This window comes from Streptomyces sp. NPDC016459, from assembly GCF_040632845.1.
GTDB lineage: Bacteria > Actinomycetota > Actinomycetes > Streptomycetales > Streptomycetaceae > Streptomyces.
This window is the reverse complement of the sequence record NZ_JBEYCR010000002.1, coordinates 896412-911025: the sequence shown is the minus strand read 5'-3', so window position 1 is coordinate 911025 and position 14614 is coordinate 896412. Positions and strand designations below refer to the sequence as shown.

The window sequence follows — 14614 nt, the reverse complement described above, 5'->3', positions numbered from 1 at the left end:
CACACCTCACCCGGGTCACGCCTTCGAGACGTCCCCGTCGGCGGCGGCCTCGGGCTCGACGGCAGCCACCGCGACGGCCTTGGCGTCGGCAGCGGCGCCGGCATCGCCCGTGGCGTCGGCCTTGGCGACGACAGCGGCGCCGCCATCAACATCGCCCTCGGCGTCGGCAGTGGCCTTGGTGTCGGCCCCTGCCCCGGCCCCGGCCCCGACCCCTGCCCCGGCCCCGGCCCCCGCAGGCTCGACGGCGACCTTCGCCTGCGCCGGGATCACCGCCTCGATCCCCGTCGGCGCCGTGCGCCGCACCGTACCCGCCTCGATCTCGGCGGCGAAGTGGCAGGCCACCTTGTGGCCGTCACCCGTGTCCGTGAGCTGCGGCCGGTCCGTCGCGCAGAGGGTCTCCTGCTTCCACGGGCAGCGCGTGTGGAAGCGGCAACCCGTCGGCGGGTTGGCCGGGGAGGGGAGGTCGCCTTGGAGCAGGATGCGCTCGCGGCGGTCCTCGACCTCCGGGTCCGGTACCGGTACCGCCGACATCAGCGCCTTGGTGTACGGGTGCCTCGGCCCCTCGTACAGCGCGTCGCTCGGCGCCTCCTCGACCAGCGCCCCCAGGTACATGACCCCGATGACGTCCGAGATGTGACGGACGACGGCGAGGTCGTGGGCGATGACGAGGTACGTCAGGCCCAGCTGCTTCTGGAGTTCCTCGAGCAGGTTGATGACCTGCGCCTGGATCGACACGTCCAGCGCCGAGACGGGCTCGTCGCAGATGATGACATCCGGTTCGAGGACCAGCGCCCGCGCGATGCCGATGCGCTGGCGCTGACCGCCGGAGAACTCGTGCGGGTAGCGGGACAGCGCGTTGGCCGGGAGGCCGACCCGGGCGAGGATCGCCTTGATCTTCTCCCGGCGCTCCTCCTGGTTCGCGCCGATGCCGTGCGCGGCCATGCCCTCGCTGAGGATCGACTCGATGTTCTGGCGCGGGTTGAGGCTGCCCAGCGGGTCCTGGAAGACCATCTGGAGACGGCGGCGGAACGTGCGCATCTCCTCCTCGGGCAGCTTCGCCAGATCCGTACCGTCGAAGACGACCGCGCCGTCGGTGATGTCGGTCAGGCGCAGCACGGCCCGGCCGAGCGTCGTCTTGCCGCACCCCGACTCGCCTACCAGACCGTAGGTCTGACCGGCCTCGACGCTGAGCGAGATGCCGTCGACGGCGTACACGTGGCCGACCGTGCGGTTGAACAGGAGGCCCTTCTTGACGGGGAAGTGGACCTTCACACCGTCGAGTTCGAGCAGGCTCATGCCGGGACCTCCGACTTGTCCGAGGCGGGAAGGACCGGGTTGACGCAGCGGACCTGGTGGCCCTGGGCGCGCGGTTCGGACAGTTCGGGCGTGCCGGTCAGGCACTCCATCGTGTAGTGGTCGCAGCGGGGTGCGAAGGCGCAGCCGTCGGCCCAGGCGATCTTGTCGTTGATGGAGCCCCGGATGGGGCGGAGCGGCTCGCCGCGCGGGGCGTCCAGACGGGGGACGGAGCCGAGCAGACCGTGGGCGTACGGATGGGTCGGGTGCGCGAACAGCTCGCGCCGGCCCGCGGACTCCACGGCCCGGCCCGCGTACAGCACGTTGACCTGGTCGCAGATTCCGGCGACGACACCCAGGTCGTGGGTGATCATCAGCAGGGCGGTGCCCTCCTGGTCGACGAGTTCCTTGAGCAGTTCCAGGATCTGCGCCTGGATGGTCACGTCGAGCGCCGTGGTGGGCTCGTCGGCGATGAGCAGCCGGGGCGCGCACGCCACGGCCATCGCGATGAGCGCGCGCTGGCGCATGCCGCCGGACAGCTGGTGCGGGTACTCCTTGAGGCGCCGGTCGGGGTCGGGGATGCCGACCCGTTCGAGGAGGTGGGCGGCCTCCTTGCGGGCGGGCTCGCCCTTCAGGCCCCGGTGGCGCTTGAGGATCTCCGTGACCTGGATGCCGATCGGGACGACCGGGTTCAGCGAGGAGAGCGGGTCCTGGAAGATCATGGCGAGCTGGCTGCCGCGCATGTCCCGCATCTTCTTGTCGCTGAGGGTCAGCAGGTCGACCCCGTCGAATGCGGCGCGCCCGCCGACGGTGACGCCCTTGTCGGGGAGCAGGCCCATGAGGGCGAGCGAGGTCACGGACTTGCCGCAGCCCGATTCGCCGACGAGGCCGACGACCTGGCCCTGGTCCACGTCGAAGGAGACCCCGTCGACCGCGGTGGAGGGTTTGCGGCCGCGCCCGCCGAAGGTGACGGTGAGTTCGTCAACTGAAAGCAGTGCCATGGGACTTCAGCCTCGCAGCTTCGGGTCGAGAGCTTCGCGCATGGCCTCGCCGAGCAAGGTGAAGCCAAGAGCGGTGATGATGATCCCGACCGCCGGGTAGACGGCCATCATCGGCTCGTTGTCGAAGAACCGCTGCGCCTGGGAGAGCATGACGCCCCACTCCGGGATCGCCGGGTCCGGGTTGCCGAGGCCCAGGTAGGACAGGGCGGCGGCCTCGATGATCGCGGTGGCGAGGCTGAGCGTGGCCTGCACGATGACGGGGCTCAGCGAGTTCGGCAGGATCTGGGTGACGACGATCCGCTTCTTGCGTACGCCGAGCGCCTTCGCGGCGAGCACGTAGTCCGCACCGCCCTGGGCGAGCATCGAACCGCGCAGCAGCCGGGCGAAGATCGGGATCTGTACGACACCGACGGCGATCATCACGGTGGTGAGCGACTGGCCCATCACCGCCGCGACGGAGACGGCGAGCAGCAGCGACGGCAGCGACAGCATGATGTCGATGAAGCGCATGACAACGGTGTCTATCCGCTGGCCCGGCTTGCCGCCGAGCGTGGCGGCGGCGCCGGAGAGCATGCCGATCAGGGCGCCGAGAACGAGACCGATGAGCATCGAGACGACACCGACGAGGAGGGTCTGGCGGGCGCCGACGAGCATCCGGGAGAACAGGTCGCGGCCGAGGTGGTCGAGGCCGAACCAGTTCTCCCCGCGCATCCCGACGAACTGACCCTGGTTGGACAGGACTTCACCGCGCCAGTCCTGTGCGGTGGGCGAATACGGGGCGATCCAGGGGCCGATGACCGACACCACGACGAAGAGGGCGATGACGACGGCGCCGATGACGGCCATCTTGCTCGCCTTGAGCCGTCGGAACGCCTCGCGCCACAGGCTGGCGCCGACCGTGGCCTCGTTCAGCTGGGTGAGCTGGGCCAGCCGGTCGATCTTGTCTGTTTTGGTGCTCACGTCAGTGCACCCGCACTCTCGGGTCAATGAGGCTGTACGCCAGGTCGACCAGCAGGTTGATGAGGACGTACACCACGGCGATGAACATGATGAAGCCGACGAGCACCGGATAGTCGCGGGCGTCGATGGACGTGCGGATGAAGGAGCCGATGCCGCCGAAGGAGAAGACGGACTCGGTCAGGACCGCCCCGGAGAGCAGGCTGCCGGTCAGCAGGCCGATCGCGGTGACCACCGGAAGCAGCGCGTTGCGCAGCACGTGGCGGACACGGATCGTGTTCTTCTGCAGGCCCTTGGAGTCGGCGGTACGGATGTAGTCCTCGCCGAGCACTTCGAGCACGCTGGCGCGGGTCATCCGGACGATGACGGCGAGCGGGATCGAGGCGAGGGTGACCGCCGGCAGGACCAGGTGCATGAACGCGTCCCAGGACGCGTCGAACTCCCTGGTGAGCAGCCCGTCGAGGATGGCGAGCCCGGTGACGCTGGTCGCGTCGAGGCCGGTCGAGAGTCGTCCGTAGCTCGGGAAGAGGCCGAGGTTGACGGCGAAGATGCCCTTGAGGATCAGGGCGAGGAAGAAGACCGGAATGCAGATGCCGACGAGCGAGCCGGAGACGGAGGCGACGTCCAGCCAGCCACCGCGGCGCTTGGCCGCCAGGTAGCCGAGCGGGATGCCGACGGCGACGGCGATGACGATGGCGGCGATGCTCAGTTCCACGGTGGCCGGGAACCGCAGCGCGAACTCGTCCCACACCGGCTGTCCGGTCTGGGTGGAGGTGCCGAGGTCAAGCTCGAAGATGCGCTTGAGGAAGCGGCCGTACTGCACCCAGACGGGCTGGTCGAGTCCCAGCGTCCGGTTGATGCGCGCCACTTCGGCTTCGGTCGCCCGCTCGCCCAGGATCGCTGAGGCGGGTCCGCCGGGCAGTCGGTTCAGCCACAGGAAGAGGAGAACCGACAGGCCGAGCAGGGTGGGTATGAGCTGTAGCAGTCTTCGTACGACGAGTCGCAGCACCCCGCGTGCCCCTTTCTTGCGTGTGCGTGAGAAGCGGGTCCGCCCGGCCACCGGTGAGTGGCCGGGCGGACCCGGTGTGCTGTGCGGTTACTTGAAGGAGACCTCGGCGAAGTTCTCCTGCGTCAGCGGGGAGACCTTCGGCGGGTTGACGTTCTTGGCGAACGCGATGGCCGGCGGCGAGGAGGAGATCGGGAGACCCGGCAGGTACTCCATGATCGCCTCGTTGGCCTTCTTGTAGGCCTCCACGCGCTGGGCCGGGTCGACGATCTTGGAGGCGCCGTTCACGGCGGCGAAGACCTTGGCGTCGTTGAAGCCCCACTGCTTCTCCTGCTTGGAGAACCAGGTGCCGATGAAGTTGAAGCCGTCGTTGAAGTCACCGGTCCAGCCGAGCATGTGCAGGTCGCACGAGCCGGCCTCGGTGGCGTCCAGGTAGTCCGGGGCCCACTTCATCGGCTTCGGGGTGACGGTGATGCCGGCCTTCTCCAGGTCGGCCTTCATCAGCTCGAACATGTCCTGCGGAGCGGGCATGTACGGGCGGGTGACCTCGGTCGGGTAGCAGAACTCGACCTTGAGCGCGGGCTCGCCGGCGCTCTTCAGGAGCGCCTTGGACTTGGCGGTGTCGAACGCGTACGTCTTCACCTTGTCCGAGAAGCCGGCGACGGTGGCGGGCATGAACTGCGTGGCCACCTTGCCGCCCTCGGGCAGCTGGGTCTTCACGATGTTCTCGCGGTCGATGGCGTGCGCGATGGCCTGCCGGACCTGGGGCTTCTTCAGCGCCGCGTTCTTGCCCTGGCTCATGCCGACGTAGAAGAGGTTGAAGACGTCACGGGTCGGGACCGCGTAACCCTCCTTCTCCAGCGTCTTCACGTCCGCGGGCGACACCAGGTCGTAGCCGTCGATGTCACCGGCCTGGAGGGCCTGACGACGGCCTTCCTCGGTGTCGATGGTGCGGAAGACCAGGTTCTTGATCTTGGCCTTGTCGCCCCAGTAGCCGTCGAAGCGCTCCAGGGAGACTTCCTTGTTGCCCTTGTTCCACTTGGTGATCTTGTACGGGCCGGTGCCGGCGACCGTGCCGGCCTCCTGGCTGTACTTGGGGTACGTGATGGCGTCGCCCTTGGCGGACGCGTCCTGCTTCGCGTACTCCTTGAGCGCCTTCGGCGAGTGGATCGCCAGCGCCTGGAGGGAGAAACCGCCCGGCAGCTGCGCGGAGGGCTCGTTGACCTCGATGACGGCGGTCTTCTCGTCCTTCGCGGTGCAGGACTTGTAGTTCGCCTTCGGCGCCTCGGGGTCCTCGTTCTTCGCGAAGCCGCCCATGATGGACTGCCAGTAGTACGAGACGGCGCTGGACTGGTAGGTGCCCTTCCAGTTGAACCAGTGGTTGTAGTTCGCGCAGACGGCGGCGGCGTTGAACGCCTCGCCGTCGTGGAACTTGACGCCCTGGCGCAGGTTGAAGGTCCACACCGTGCCGGCCGGGTTGCTCGACCAGGTCTCGGCGAGGCCGCCGACGAGCTTGCTGCCGCCGGACTCGTGCTCCAGGAGCGCTTCGAAGGCCTGCCGGGTCACCCGGAAGGTCTCACCGTCGCTGGCGAGAGCGGGGTCCAGGGCACCCGGGTCACCGGCACCCGCGAACACGAACGTGTCCTTCGCGCCGGCCTTGTCACCGTCCCCTCGCTCGCTGGAGCAACCCGTGACGACCAGGGTGACGGCTGCCGCCACCGTGATCGCCCGGACCGTACGGGACTTGGTTATGCGCATGGGTCCACCCCGGGTTCACCGTCTGAGAGGTTTTGACCGGCCGAACACTACAGACGGGCATCCAGCTGGAGAACAGTCCGGATAACGGTGATACCTAGTCGAGACCCGGACACTCGCCAAACCGGTCAGATCCCGGACAAGTGCGCCGACGGTTTTAACAGCGTTGTCATCTCGGCGAGTTCGCGCGGACCTTCCCGCCGTCTGATCGATCAGACGGCGCTGGGAAGCGATCGACGGTTCGAGCCCCGGGGTGCCCCGGTCAGCGGTGCTGCGGCGGGTAGCCGTACCCGGGGGCGGGCGCCGGGGCGCGCCCCGCGTGCGCCTCGCGGTCGTAGAAGGGGCGCCCGTTCGCCCGCAGCCACAGGGCCACCGGGTCGTACGCGTCGGACAGGGCGACCGTCGAGACGGGCAGCCCGTCGGGTACGGCGCCGATCGACTGGCGCATCATCGCGCGGACCGTGTCGACGGCCGCGGGGGACGTGTCGTACAGGTCGAGACCGATGGCGAGGTACGGGGAGCCGAGCGCGGGCTGCACCCAGCCGCGGCGCAGCGCCCGGACGGCCGGGGTGCGGTGCGCGTTCTGCGTGAGCAGGGCGTAGAACTGCGGGATCTCCAGGGCGGGCTCGGTGACCCGCAGCGGCCCGGCGGGCATCCGGTCGAGGCCGGTGGCGATCCGGCGCAGGTCGGCCCAGGGGATGCCGACGCCGCCGCCGGGGGCGTGCGGATTGAGCCAGACGCCCCAGCGGTCGGGGTAGAGGGCGCGGGCGATCTCCCGGCCGGTGACGAGCTCGTGGGCGCGGGTCCAGCCGGAGGCGGAGAGTTCCTGGGCGGAGGTGACGCAGGGCGCGTAACCGAAGCCGTCGACCTCCATGTTCCCGTACTGGGCGTCGGACGCGCCGGGAGAGCCGTGCCAGAGCAGCATCCAGAGCTCGCCGTCTGCGAGGGCGTGCAGGAGCTGCTCGTACGCGTCGTAGCGTCCGGGTGCCACCTGGCGCAGCATGTGCTCGACCTGTCCGGTCGCCGCGGTGCCTGACGCGCTCACCCTGGGTCCCACCCCTCTTCCGTTCACCACGTTGGTCCAGCCGCCGATTCAGTTCAGCTTAAACAGGTCGTCCGTCACCCGGCGGTGCGCTGGTAGAAGGGGCGCACCCGCTCCAGCATCCAGTCGCCGACCGGGTCCTGCGCCATGTCGAGCAGGATGAGGTTGACCGGCCAGGCGACCTCGACCCGGCCCAGGGCGCGGCCGAGGGCGTCCAGGGGCGCGTGGCGGTCGACGCCGTCCCAGGCGGCGAGCTGGACGCCGACGAAGAGGGCGGGTTCGGTGCCCTCGACGCTGGCGAGGGCGCGGCGGGCGCTGGTCACGACGCCGGTGGCCTCGAACTCGGCGGAGGCGGCGGCGAGGAAGTCGACGGGGTCGTCCTGCCAGTCGGGTTCGAAGAGCCGGACGCGGCCGCCGGTGGCGGGGCCGTCGAGCGGAGTGCGGCCGACACGGCAGAGCTCGGCGACGGCGGGCGGGGGCAGCGGGACGCCGACCGTGCCGCCGGGGTTCACCGCGATGCCGAGCTGCGGGGGCAGACCGCGGGCGAAGTCGCGGGCGGGCGCGACGGCGAACGACATGTGGGTGCCGACGCAGGCGAGGAACTGCTGCTCGGAGCTGAAGACGGGGACGTAGGCCGCGCCGTCGATCTCCATGGTGGCGAGGTCGAGGTCGGGGCTCTCGGGTCCGCCGCCGTTGGGCAGGGGGACCCAGATCGGGCTGCGCCCGAGCACCTCGACCAGGCGGCCGCCGGCCGCCGGGTTGCCGAGTGAGGCGGCAAGGACCTCTTCGAGCTCGTTGCCCGGCCACGTCACGTCCACGGTCCCGTTTCCCCTTCTCGCACGGCCTGCCGCAACCGGCCTCCCCGGCAGCACCCTAACGCCGCCTCGGCATGGTCGTGGCGGAAAGGGTACGCAAACGAGAATGCCGGGAGTCCGCGCGTCCCTCAGGCGGCCTCCCGGAAGCCGATCCTCCGCAGGGTGTCCGCCGCGTCCCGGTCGAGCAGGGTGGCGGAGGCACAGCCGTGCGGCAGGCGGCCGGACTCGGCGGCCTCGACGAGCCGGCCGACGGCCCGCCGGTGCCGGGCGAAGGCGTAGGCGGAGACGCCTCGGCCGCGGGCGCGCTGGCCCTCGCGGGCGGTGCCCGGGGGGACGTCAAGGAGGAGCAGGTGCAGGGCCCTGCCACGGCGGCGGGCCTCGCGGGCGAGCCAGCCGCGCACCCAGGACTGGGTGCCGCAGTCGTGGACGACCACCCCCGCGCCGGAGCGCAGGGCGCGGTGGAGCGCCGCGTAGTGCGCGAGCCGGACCAGGGGGCGGTAGACGGCGTACGGCAGGAGGCCGGGCATCCGGGCCTCCCAGTGCTCGCGGACGTCCTGGGAGTCGATGCCGGTGCCCTCCGCGGCGCGCTTCATGAGGGTCGACTTGCCGCTGCCGGGCAGTCCGGAGACGACGACGAGGTCACCGGCCGCGAAGGTGAGGGCGCGCGGACCCCGGCCGCCGAGCCGGCGGAGGTCCCGCAGGATCCGGCCGCGGCCCCGGGTCCTGGCGCGGGCCCGCTGGGACGGTATGCCCGTACTCGGCGCGCACGCGCCGCTGTGCTGGATCCTCATCGCTTCTCCCCCTGCCGGGCCTCGGGAGACCCTTGCCCACAAAGTGTAAAGAAGTGGTAATGGGACACAAGCGATATGCCCCGCGAAGCTCGCGTGCAATGATGTGCCCGCCAGGCGCGCACAGTCGCCACACAATCGCATACCGGCCGCTCGAATCCGCGCGGGAGAGTTCCGGACCGCCCAGCGTGTCCGGACGCCGAAGGAGCAAGACCCTCCCTTGAATCTCTCAGGCCCCGTACCGCGCGGATGAGGCAGATCTGAAAAGCGGGACACCCTGCTGTGTCCCCACCCAAGGTGCAAGCCGAACTCTCGGAGACGAGATGCTCTCGGTGAACCTCTCAGGTTCCATGACAGATGGGGAGGACGTCCTCGCCGTCATGTGTTCGTCACCGATCACGCCCTTGGGACCCGGGAGCCACCCCATGAGCACTGCCCCCCGCCTCACCGCCCTCGATGCCCTGCATCGTTCCCTGGGCGCGACCATGACCGACTTCGCCGGCTGGGACATGCCGCTCCGGTACGGCAGCGAGCGCGACGAGCACCTCGCCGTCCGCACGAGGGCGGGTCTCTTCGACCTCTCCCACATGGGCGAGATCACCGTCACCGGCCCGCAGGCCGTCGAGCTCCTCGACCACGCCCTGGTCGGCAACATCTCCACGGTGGGCAACGGCCGCGCCCGCTACACGATGATCTGCCAGGAGGACGGCGGCATCCTCGACGACCTGATCGTGTACCGGCTCGGCGAGACCACGTACATGGTCGTCGCCAACGCCTCCAACGCCCAGGTCGTCCTGGACGCGCTGACCGAGCGCGCGGAGGGCTTCGACGCCGAGGTGCGCGACGACCGTGACGCGTACGCCCTGATCGCCGTCCAGGGCCCGGAGTCCCCCGGCATCCTGAAGTCGGTCACCGACGCCGACCTGGACGGTCTGAAGTACTACGCGGGCCTGCCCGGCACGGTCGCGGGCGTGCCCGCGCTGATCGCCCGTACCGGATACACCGGCGAGGACGGCTTCGAGCTGTTCCTGAAGCCCGAGCACGCCGAGACCGTCTGGAAGGCGCTGACCGAGGCGGGCGAGGGCGTCGGCCTGATCCCCTGCGGCCTGTCCTGCCGCGACACGCTCCGCCTGGAGGCGGGCATGCCGCTGTACGGCCACGAGCTGACCCGGGCCCTCACCCCCTTCGACGCGGGCCTCGGGCGGGTCGTGAAGTTCGAGAAGACGACCAACGACGGTCGTTTCGTCGGCCGCGAGGCCCTGGAGAAGGCCGCCGAGCGGGCCGAGACCGCGCCGCCGCGCAGGCTCGTCGGCCTGGTCGCCGAGGGCCGCCGCGTCCCGCGCGCGGGCTTCTCCGTCGTCAAGGACGGAGAGGTGATCGGCGAGGTCACCTCCGGCGCCCCGTCCCCGACCCTCGGGAAGCCGATCGCGATGGCGTACGTGGACGCGGCGCACGCCGAGCCCGGCACCCAGGGTGTAGGTGTGGACATCCGCGGCACCCACGAGCCGTACGAGGTCGTGGCGCTGCCCTTCTACAAGCGCCGGAAGTGACGCTCCGTACGAGCCGGACGTGACGCATCCGTCTCACGTCGCGTCTCATCCCGCAAGACCCACGTTCATCAGTACTCCCCCGATCCAGGAGAATCAGGCCATGAGCAACCCCCAGCAGCTGCGGTACACCAAGGAGCACGAGTGGCTGTCGGACGCCGAGGACGGCGTCGCGACCGTCGGCATCACCGAGTTCGCGGCCAACGCGCTCGGTGACGTCGTCTACGCCCAGCTCCCCGCCGTCGGCGACACCGTCACCGCGGGTGAGACCTGCGGCGAGCTGGAGTCGACGAAGTCCGTGAGCGACCTGTACTCCCCCGTGACGGGTGAGATCGTCGCCGCCAACCAGGACGTGGTGGACGACCCGTCCCTGGTGAACACGGCTCCGTTCGAGGGTGGCTGGCTGTTCAAGGTGCGCGTCACGGAGACGCCGGACGACCTGCTCTCCGCCGACGCGTACGCCGAGTTCTCCGCCGGGAACTGAGACCGAGCCCGAGACCCCTTAGGGATCGCTTCATGTCGCTTCTGAACACTCCCCTCCACGAGCTGGACCCGGACGTCGCCGCCGCCGTCGACGCCGAGCTCCGCCGTCAGCAGTCCACCCTCGAGATGATCGCCTCGGAGAACTTCGCTCCGGTCGCCGTCATGGAGGCGCAGGGCTCCGTCCTCACCAACAAGTACGCCGAGGGCTACCCGGGCCGCCGTTACTACGGTGGCTGCGAGCACGTCGACGTCGCCGAGCAGATCGCGATCGACCGGGTCAAGGACCTGTTCGGCGCCGAGTACGCCAACGTCCAGCCGCACTCCGGCGCCTCCGCGAACCAGGCCGCCCTCTTCGCGATCGCCCAGCCCGGCGACACGATCCTGGGTCTGGACCTGGCGCACGGCGGCCACCTCACCCACGGCATGCGCCTGAACTTCTCCGGCAAGCAGTTCAACGTGGTCGCGTACCACGTGGACGAGGCCGGTCGGGTCGACATGGCCGAGGTCGAGCGCCTCGCCAAGGAGAACCGCCCGAAGGTGATCATCGCGGGCTGGTCCGCCTACCCGCGCCAGCTGGACTTCGCCGAGTTCCGCCGGATCGCCGACGAGGTCGAGGCCAAGCTGTGGGTCGACATGGCCCACTTCGCGGGTCTGGTCGCCGCCGGTCTGCACCCGAACCCGGTCGAATACGCGGATGTGGTGACCTCCACCACGCACAAGACGCTCGGCGGCCCCCGCGGCGGCATCATCCTGGCGAAGAAGGAGTTCGCGAAGAAGCTGAACTCCTCGGTCTTCCCCGGCTTCCAGGGCGGCCCGCTGGAGCACGTGATCGCGGCCAAGGCCGTCTCCTTCAAGGTCGCCGCCTCGGAGGAGTTCAAGGAGCGCCAGCAGCGCACCCTGGACGGCGCCCGCATCATCGCCGAGCGCCTGGTCCAGGACGACGTCACCGCACACGGCGTCTCCGTCCTGTCCGGCGGCACGGACGTCCACCTGCTCCTCGTCGACCTGCGCGACAGCGAGCTGGACGGCCAGCAGGCCGAGGACCGTCTCCACGAGGTCGGCATCACGGTCAACCGGAACGCCGTCCCGAACGACCCGCGCCCGCCGATGGTCACCTCCGGCCTGCGGATCGGCACGCCGGCGCTCGCCACCCGCGGCTTCGGGGCCGAGGACTTCACCGAGGTCGCCGACATCATCGCGGAGACCCTGAAGCCCGGCTTCGACGCCGAGTCGCTGAAGGCCCGGGTGACGGCGCTCGCCGACAAGCACCCGCTGTACCCCGGTCTGAAGTAGTTTCGTACGCTTTAGTTCCACCTTTCGTCGATACGACGTTCCGGGGCACCGCGCACACTGGACAGTGAGCGTGGTGCCCCACCCCCTTTACCCCGCTCCCCCGCACGGTTCTGCACCACCCCGGCAGACAACGGCGTCAGCCCCCCACAAGGAGTCCCCCGTGGCCATCTCGGTCTTCGACCTGTTCTCGATCGGCATCGGCCCGTCCAGCTCCCACACGGTGGGCCCCATGCGCGCCGCCCGGATGTTCGCCCGGCGGCTGAAGAACGAGGGCCTGCTCACCCACACCGCCTCGATACGGGCCGAGCTGTACGGCTCGCTCGGCGCCACCGGTCACGGCCACGGCACCCCGAAGGCCGTCCTGCTCGGCCTGGAGGGCAGCTCGCCCCGCACGGTGGACGTGGAGACCGCCGACGCCGAGGTCGAGCGGATCAGGACGAGCGGCCGGATCAACCTCCTCGGCGCGCACGAGATCCCCTTCGACTTCGACGCCGACCTGATCCTGCACCGGCGCAAGGCGCTCCCCTACCACGCCAACGGTATGACGATCTTCGCGTACGACGCGGACGGCGGCACCGTCCTGGAGAAGACGTACTACTCGGTGGGCGGCGGCTTCGTCGTCGACGAGGACGCCGTCGCGGGCGAGAACCCGATCGTCCCCGACGACACCGTCCTGAAGTACCCCTTCCGCACCGGCGACGAGCTGCTCCGTCTCGCGAAGGAGACCGGCCTCTCGATCTCCGCGATGATGATGGAGAACGAGAAGGCCTGGCGCACCGAGGACGAGATCCGCGCGGGCCTCCTGGAGATCTGGCGGGTCATGCAGGCCTGCGTCTCGCGCGGCATGTCGCGCGAGGGCATCCTTCCCGGCGGTCTCAAGGTGCGCCGCCGTGCCGCGAACTCCGCCCGCAAGCTGCGCTCCGAGGGCAACCCGGCGGCGCACTCCATGGAGTGGATCACCCTCTACGCGATGGCCGTGAACGAGGAGAACGCGGCGGGCGGCCGGGTGGTCACCGCCCCGACGAACGGCGCGGCCGGCATCATCCCGGCGGTCCTGCACTACTACATGAACTTCGCGGCCGGCAGCGCCTCCCCGGAGGAGAAGGAGGACGGCGTGGTCCGCTTCCTGCTCGCGGCGGGCGCGATCGGCATGCTGTTCAAGGAGAACGCCTCGATCTCCGGCGCCGAGGTCGGCTGCCAGGGCGAGGTCGGCTCGGCCTGCTCCATGGCGGCGGGCGCGCTCGCCGAGGTCCTGGGCGGCTCCCCGGAGCAGGTGGAGAACGCGGCCGAGATCGGCATGGAGCACAACCTGGGCCTGACCTGCGACCCGGTCGGCGGCCTGGTCCAGATCCCGTGCATCGAACGGAACGGCATGGCGGCGGTCAAGGCCGTCACGGCGGCGAAGATGTCGATGCGCGGTGACGGCAGCCACATGGTCTCCCTGGACAAGGTCATCAAGACCATGAAGGAGACCGGCGCGGACATGAGCGTCAAGTACAAGGAGACCGCGCGCGGCGGTCTCGCGGTGAACATCATCGAGTGCTGAGGCCGTAGGCCCTGACCAGCGCGTTTCATTCTTGCGGCGCTGTCAGGGCCTTCCCTGCTCACCCGGCGGAAAGTCCCTGGATTCTCCCTGGGACAGACGTGAAAGTCCCTGAAAAGTCCCTGGGAAATCCCACGGGATGGCCGTCTGGCCTGGGGGTTCGTGGCACCTACTCCACGGCGGATGCCCCTCGGGCACAGCCGCCCGACGGCTCATCATGGCAAACCCCTCGACACTGCGGTGGCCCGCGCCTCCGAGACGCGGGGGGAATCAGCGATCTCCAGCACATCGCGCGAGCCGGGCGCACTCTCCGCCACCGCCCCGCCGTAGAAGCGGTGCTCGCCTGACGGCCAACCCCACACGCGACACCACCGCCGACCGCGTCTACTGGGCGCGACCGTCGGACGGCCACGCGAGCGGCCCGACACGCTGCTGGGTGACCATGGCTACGACCACGACAAGTACCGCCGCATGGTCTGGGCGATGAGCGTGGAGCCGGTGATCGCCCGCCGCGGGGTTCCTCACAGATCCGGACTCGGAGTCCACCACTGGTGGTCGAGCTGACCGTCGACTCCTTCACCTCTGGCTCATTTCGGTATAACTGGGATAATCGACCTATTCGTGGGATGGCACGCGTACCCACCGGCCATCACCGTCACAGGACAGGCAGGCCAGGTCATGGCGAAGAAGCCGGAGTCGTCCCAGCCGTCACACGGCGAGGGGCCGAGCAGGCACCAGGGCAAGCACCAGCACGGCTGGGCACCGGATGTGGACGAAACGCGCCAGCAGGACAACCCGAGCGCGCACCGTTCGTTCCATCCGGACGAGTACGCCGCTGAGAAGGGCCCGGGCCGGAAAGCCTCCCGGGAGGAGAAGAAGCCGGTCCCGGGTGACACCGTCGAGAGCCTCAGCGACCGGGGGGAGGACCACGCCAAGGCGAACGACGAGCAAGGCATGCACGACCGGGGACGCAAGGGCCGCTCCCGGCGCCCCAGCGGCAGCAAGGACGCCTCCGCCTTCACGGGCGTGGACCCGCAGGACCCGCCCGACAAACACAAGCGGGGTTAGCAGCCTGGCTCGCGCCGTCGCGC

At 69.9% G+C, this 14614-nt stretch carries 13 protein-coding genes, 1 pseudogene and 1 riboswitch; of the genes and pseudogenes, 6 read left to right on the top strand and 8 right to left on the bottom strand.

Annotated elements, in window-relative coordinates:
- Positions 1–15: 15 nt before the first annotated feature.
- The 8 genes from ABZ567_RS09835 to ABZ567_RS09800 all read right to left on the bottom strand — a co-directional run bounded on the left by ABZ567_RS09835 (position 16) and on the right by ABZ567_RS09800 (position 8660).
- Positions 16–1296, bottom strand: coding sequence for an oligopeptide/dipeptide ABC transporter ATP-binding protein (locus tag ABZ567_RS09835; protein ID WP_360786388.1), 1281 nt, complete (start codon positions 1294–1296; stop codon positions 16–18).
- Complete coding sequence (locus tag ABZ567_RS09830; RefSeq protein ID WP_360786386.1) at positions 1293–2294, bottom strand: ABC transporter ATP-binding protein; 1002 nt, start codon at positions 2292–2294, stop codon at positions 1293–1295. Before ABZ567_RS09830 ends, ABZ567_RS09835 begins: the two co-directional genes overlap by 4 nt.
- A 6-nt stretch (positions 2295–2300) precedes the next feature.
- Entirely contained in the window at positions 2301–3254 is a 954-nt protein-coding gene (locus tag ABZ567_RS09825; RefSeq protein WP_360786384.1) for an ABC transporter permease, read from the bottom strand.
- A 1-nt stretch (position 3255) separates the two neighbouring features.
- A complete protein-coding gene (locus ABZ567_RS09820; protein ID WP_360786382.1) occupies positions 3256–4260 on the bottom strand; it encodes an ABC transporter permease in 1005 nt (334 codons plus the stop codon).
- An 87-nt stretch (positions 4261–4347) separates the two neighbouring features.
- On the bottom strand, positions 4348–6015 hold the full coding sequence (locus tag ABZ567_RS09815) for an ABC transporter substrate-binding protein (RefSeq protein WP_360786380.1): 1668 nt from the start codon (positions 6013–6015) through the stop codon (positions 4348–4350).
- 259 nt (positions 6016–6274) lie between these two features.
- The gene (locus tag ABZ567_RS09810) at positions 6275–7057 is read right to left on the bottom strand and encodes an enhanced serine sensitivity protein SseB C-terminal domain-containing protein (protein ID WP_360786379.1); all 783 of its coding nucleotides are present in this window, start codon (positions 7055–7057) and stop codon (positions 6275–6277) included.
- A gap of 74 nt (positions 7058–7131) precedes the next feature.
- Positions 7132–7872, bottom strand: coding sequence for an enhanced serine sensitivity protein SseB (locus ABZ567_RS09805; protein WP_360786377.1), 741 nt, complete (start codon positions 7870–7872; stop codon positions 7132–7134).
- Between the two features lie 125 nt (positions 7873–7997).
- Positions 7998–8660 carry an AAA family ATPase gene (locus tag ABZ567_RS09800; protein ID WP_360786375.1) on the bottom strand — a complete coding sequence of 221 codons (663 nt, stop codon included), beginning with the start codon at positions 8658–8660 and terminating at the stop codon, positions 7998–8000.
- Positions 8661–8811: 151 nt separating this feature from the next.
- Positions 8812–8911: riboswitch (glycine riboswitch) on the top strand.
- A gap of 171 nt (positions 8912–9082) precedes the next feature.
- Between ABZ567_RS09800 and gcvT the strand changes: the two genes are divergently transcribed.
- From gcvT to ABZ567_RS09770, 6 genes and pseudogenes are all read left to right on the top strand, one after another.
- Positions 9083–10207, top strand: a complete 1125-nt coding sequence (gcvT, locus tag ABZ567_RS09795; RefSeq protein WP_360786374.1) for a glycine cleavage system aminomethyltransferase GcvT — start codon at positions 9083–9085, stop codon at positions 10205–10207.
- A gap of 100 nt (positions 10208–10307) precedes the next feature.
- Positions 10308–10688, top strand: coding sequence for a glycine cleavage system protein GcvH (gene gcvH, locus ABZ567_RS09790; protein WP_360786372.1), 381 nt, complete (start codon positions 10308–10310; stop codon positions 10686–10688).
- Between the two features lie 32 nt (positions 10689–10720).
- On the top strand, positions 10721–11980 hold the full coding sequence (gene glyA / locus ABZ567_RS09785; RefSeq protein WP_360786370.1) for a serine hydroxymethyltransferase: 1260 nt from the start codon (positions 10721–10723) through the stop codon (positions 11978–11980).
- A 160-nt stretch (positions 11981–12140) separates the two neighbouring features.
- Positions 12141–13526, top strand: coding sequence for an L-serine ammonia-lyase (locus tag ABZ567_RS09780; protein WP_360786368.1), 1386 nt, complete (start codon positions 12141–12143; stop codon positions 13524–13526).
- A gap of 399 nt (positions 13527–13925) precedes the next feature.
- A pseudogene (locus tag ABZ567_RS09775) lies at positions 13926–14063 on the top strand (IS5/IS1182 family transposase); the annotation flags it as partial.
- A 138-nt stretch (positions 14064–14201) separates the two neighbouring features.
- Complete coding sequence (locus tag ABZ567_RS09770) at positions 14202–14591, top strand: hypothetical protein (RefSeq protein WP_360786366.1); 390 nt, start codon at positions 14202–14204, stop codon at positions 14589–14591.
- Positions 14592–14614 lie beyond the last annotated feature (23 nt).